Origin of the sequence: Collinsella aerofaciens (assembly GCF_019131995.1) — a bacterium.
GTDB lineage: Bacteria > Actinomycetota > Coriobacteriia > Coriobacteriales > Coriobacteriaceae > Collinsella > Collinsella aerofaciens_S.
In genome coordinates this window covers 1-708 of the sequence record NZ_JAHONA010000071.1, presented here as the reverse complement: position 1 = coordinate 708, position 708 = coordinate 1, and the positions used below count along the sequence as shown (strand labels likewise).

Annotated in this window: 1 protein-coding gene; it reads right to left on the bottom strand. The window is 66.2% G+C overall.

The window, feature by feature from the left end:
- Nucleotides 1-708 (bottom strand): dTDP-glucose 4,6-dehydratase (locus KSY82_RS10210; protein ID WP_217751129.1); only part of this gene is annotated, 708 nt, incomplete at both ends.

Genomic DNA, 708 nt, shown 5'->3' with positions numbered 1-708 from the left:
CTTCAGGCCCTCGGCGAAGTCGGTGTGGGCCGGCCTCCAGCCCAGCTCGCGCTGGAGCTTGGTCGAGTCGATGGCGTAGCGGCGGTCGTGGCCGGGGCGGTCGGCGACCCAGTCGAAGTCCTCGGGGTCGCGTCCCATGGCCGCAAGGATCATGCGCAGCACGGTGATGTTGTTCTTCTCCCCGTCGGCGCCGATGAGGTAGGTCTCCCCCGTGCGGCCCTTGGTGAGGATGTCCCAGACGGCCGATGAGTGGTCCTCGGTGTGGATCCAGTCGCGGACGTTCTCGCCGCGGCCGTAGAGCTTGGGGCGCACGCCGTCGACGATGTTGGTGATCTGCCTGGGGATGAACTTCTCCACGTGCTGGTAGGGGCCGTAGTTGTTGGAGCAGTTGGAGATCGTGGTGTGCAGGCCGTAGGTGCGGGTCCATGCGCGCACGAGCATGTCGGAACTCGCCTTGGTGGAGCTATAGGGGCTCGAGGGCTTATACGGCGTCTCCTCGGTGAACTTGGCGGGGTCGTCGAGCGCCAGGTCGCCGTAGACCTCGTCGGTGGAGACGTGGTGGTAGCGGATTCCATATTTCCGGACGGCCTCCAGCAGGCGGAAGGTGCCCTCCACGTTCGTGCGAAGGAAGGGCTCCGGGTCGGCGATGGAGTTGTCGTTGTGGCTCTCGGCGGCGTAGTGCACGATGGCGTCGTGGCCCGGGACGAT